This is a genomic window from Rhodococcus sp. P3_B8 (assembly GCF_056402775.1).
On the sequence record NZ_JBFUGT010000511.1, the window covers coordinates 1 to 2920 of the forward strand.

At 72.6% G+C, this 2920-nt stretch carries 3 protein-coding genes; all 3 read left to right on the forward strand.

The window, feature by feature from the left end:
• Window positions 1-740: ComEA family DNA-binding protein (locus AC1D1G_RS43755; RefSeq protein ID WP_477956768.1), on the forward strand; the 740-nt coding region annotated here is incomplete at its 5' end.
• On the forward strand, window positions 740-2299 hold the full coding sequence (locus AC1D1G_RS43760; RefSeq protein ID WP_477956769.1) for a ComEC/Rec2 family competence protein: 1560 nt from the start codon (window positions 740-742) through the stop codon (window positions 2297-2299). The genes AC1D1G_RS43755 and AC1D1G_RS43760, both read left to right, overlap by 1 nt.
• A gap of 52 nt (window positions 2300-2351) precedes the next feature.
• Window positions 2352-2920 (forward strand): TIGR03557 family F420-dependent LLM class oxidoreductase (locus AC1D1G_RS43765; RefSeq protein ID WP_477956770.1); only part of this gene is annotated, 569 nt, incomplete at its 3' end.

The following is a 2920-nucleotide window of genomic DNA, read 5'->3' on the forward strand; positions in this document are numbered from 1 at the left end:
GGACCGTCCTCGACGGCGACACGACGTGGTCCGCCGAACGCCGGGGTGGATTCTCGCTGCCGGACCGGTGGCGGGACGCACGATTCGATCCCGGGCGTTCCGGGGCGCTGGTGCTCGTCGTGGTGGGGATCGTCGTGGCGACGGCCGCTGTGCTGGGAGTGCGCAGCGATCGGCCGGAGACACAGGCCGTTCCGTCGTTACCCGCCGCCGGGGTGCATTCCCTGACTCCGGCGCCGGTGACGACGGCTCCCGCCCCGGCGGCGTCGGCACCCGCGCCGGCGGAGGAGATCGTCGTCAGCGTCGTGGGACTGGTGGCGTCGGCCGGTCTCGTCCGGCTACCGCCGGGCTCCCGGGTCGCGGATGCCCTCGCTGCTGCCGGGGGAGTGCGCGACGGCGGTGACACCCTCGGATTGAATCTGGCTCAACGACTTTCGGACGGCGACCAGGTGCTGGTGGGTGCCGCGACCACCCAGGCGCCACCGAGCGCGGTGGGCGGCGCCGCCGCGGGATCGCCGGGGACCGCAGGCGCAGCGGCCGCCACGGGCGGAGGGCTCGTGAACCTCAACACGGCGACCGAGACGGAGCTCGACGCACTTCCCGGTGTCGGGCCCGTCACGGCGGCGGCGATCGTCTCGTGGCGCACGACCAACGGCACGTTCACCGACATCTCGCAACTGGGGGAGGTGGACGGGATAGGGCCGGTGCGGCTGGAGAAACTGCGCGGCCAGGTCACCCTGTGATGCCCGACGACGAACCGCGTCTTCTCGATTTGCGGCTACTGCCGTTCGCCGGGATGTGCTGGGCGGCAACGCTGATCGGCATCCTCGGAGGCTCCCGGGCGGCATGGGTGCTCGTGGCGACCCTGTCGGGAGCGGCAGTTCTCCTCGCCGCGGGACGCGCCCTGCGGGGACCGGGCCGGTGGACGGCCGCGACGTTGGCGGTCCTGCTGTTCGGGTCCTGCTGCGCCGCGGGGGTGGCCTGGCGGGTTCAGGCCGTGGAGCGGCACCCGATGACCGAACTCGCCCGGAACGAGACGTGGGTGACGCTCGTCGTCACCCTCGTCGACGATCCCCGGGAGATCGCCGGCTTCGGACGGCACGTCCTCGTGAACGCGAACGTCGTCGAGATCCGCCGGGCCACCGAGACGATCCACTCGGGCGGTGCGGTGGTCGTCCTCGCCCCGGCGGAGGGGTGGCTCGGACTGCTGCCGGGGCAGGACGTGGTCCTGCGCGGGCAGGCGAGCCCTCCGCGGCACCGGGATCTGAGCCTGGCCACGGTCCGGGTGTCCGGACCGCCCGCGGACGTCGGTCCCGCGCCCCCGCATCAGCGGTGGGCCGGCGCCCTGCGTGCGCGGTTCGCCGCTGCCGCCGCCGTCCTGCCTGCCGACGAGGCAGGACTGCTGCCGGGGCTGGTGGTCGGCGACACCTCCGCGCTGTCCCGGGAGGTGAAGGACGACTTCACCGCGACCGGGTTGACGCATCTCACGGCGGTGTCCGGGGCGAACGTCAGCATCCTGCTGGGAGCGGTGCTGCTCCTGGTCCGAGCGGTGGGGCTCGGTCCCCGCGCGGGTGCGGCGCTGGCCGCCGCGGCCCTGATCGCATTCGTGGTGATCGCGCGACCGTCACCCAGTGTGCTGCGCGCCGCGGCGATGGGCTCGGTCGCCCTGCTGGCGCTCGTGACCGGACGGCGGAAACAGGCGATGCCCGCGCTCGCGGCCGGGGTCATCGCCCTGCTGGCGTGGTCACCGGAGTTGGCGGTGAACTTCGGCTTCGTTCTCTCGGCGACCGCCACCGCAGGATTGATCGTGATCGCGCCGGTCTGGGTCGACATGCTGGTGGGCCGCGGCTGGCCGCGGGCGGTGGCCGAGACGGTGGCGGTGTCCGTCGCCGCCTTCGCCGTCACCGCTCCGATCGTCGCCGCGATGGCCGGGACGGTGAGCCTGGTGTCCGTCTGCGCGAACATCCTGGTCGCCCCCGTGGTCGGCGTGATCACCGTGGCCGGAGCGATCACCGCGCTGATCGCGGGGGTCAGTGTTCCCGTCGCGGAAGTGGTGGTGCGCGTGACCCAGTGGCCGCTGTGGTGGCTCGTCACCGTCGCCGAGCGGGGCGCGCGGATTCCCGGAGCCTCGGTTGCGGTGCCCTCCGGGCCCGCCGGTGCGGCGATCGTGCTCGGTGCCGTCGCGGCGCTCGGTGTGACGCTGCGCAGACGCGGACCGCGGCTGGTGCTGGCGGGAATCGCGATCGGTGTGCTGGTGCTGTGGGCGCCGGTCTGGCCGGTGTCGCTGGGTCGCCTTGTGTGAGCGCGCCCGAATCCGGGAAACCTTCGCAGAACTCGAGGAAAGGGACGACGACATGCAGGTGGGGTTCAAGCTGATGGCCGAGACGTTCGATCCGCGGGAGATCGTGCGGCAGGCGGTGGAGGCCGAACGGGCCGGCTTCGACTTCGTCGAGGTGAGCGATCACTATCACCCCTGGCTCTACAGCCACGGCCATTCGGGATTCGTGTGGTCGATGCTCGCGGCCGCCGCGGCACGGACCGACCGGATCGGTCTGGCGACCGGCGTCACCTGCCCGTTCGTCCGATATCACCCCGCGATCATCGCGCAGGCCGCGGCCACGACCGCCGTCCTCAGCGAGGGCCGGTTCACCCTGGGACTCGGTTCGGGGGAACGGCTGAACGAACATGTCGTCGGTGGCGGTTGGCCGTCGGTGACCATCCGGCACCAGATGCTCCGTGAGGCGATCGACATCATCCGCCTGCTGTGGTCGGGCGGCTACCACTCGTACGAGGGCAAACACCTCACTCTCGACGACGCCCGCGTGTTCGATCTCCCCGACGTGCCGCCCACGATCGCCGTCGCGGCCGGCGGCGCGGAGGCCGTCGGGATCGCCGCGGAACTCGGCGACGGACTGTTCGCCAC

What these genes read in the sequence shown, in the direction of transcription:
- AC1D1G_RS43760 (WP_477956769.1), top strand. Translation starts at nt 740, where the DNA reads ATGCCCGACGACGAACCGCGTCTTCTCGATTTGCGGCTACTGCCGTTC.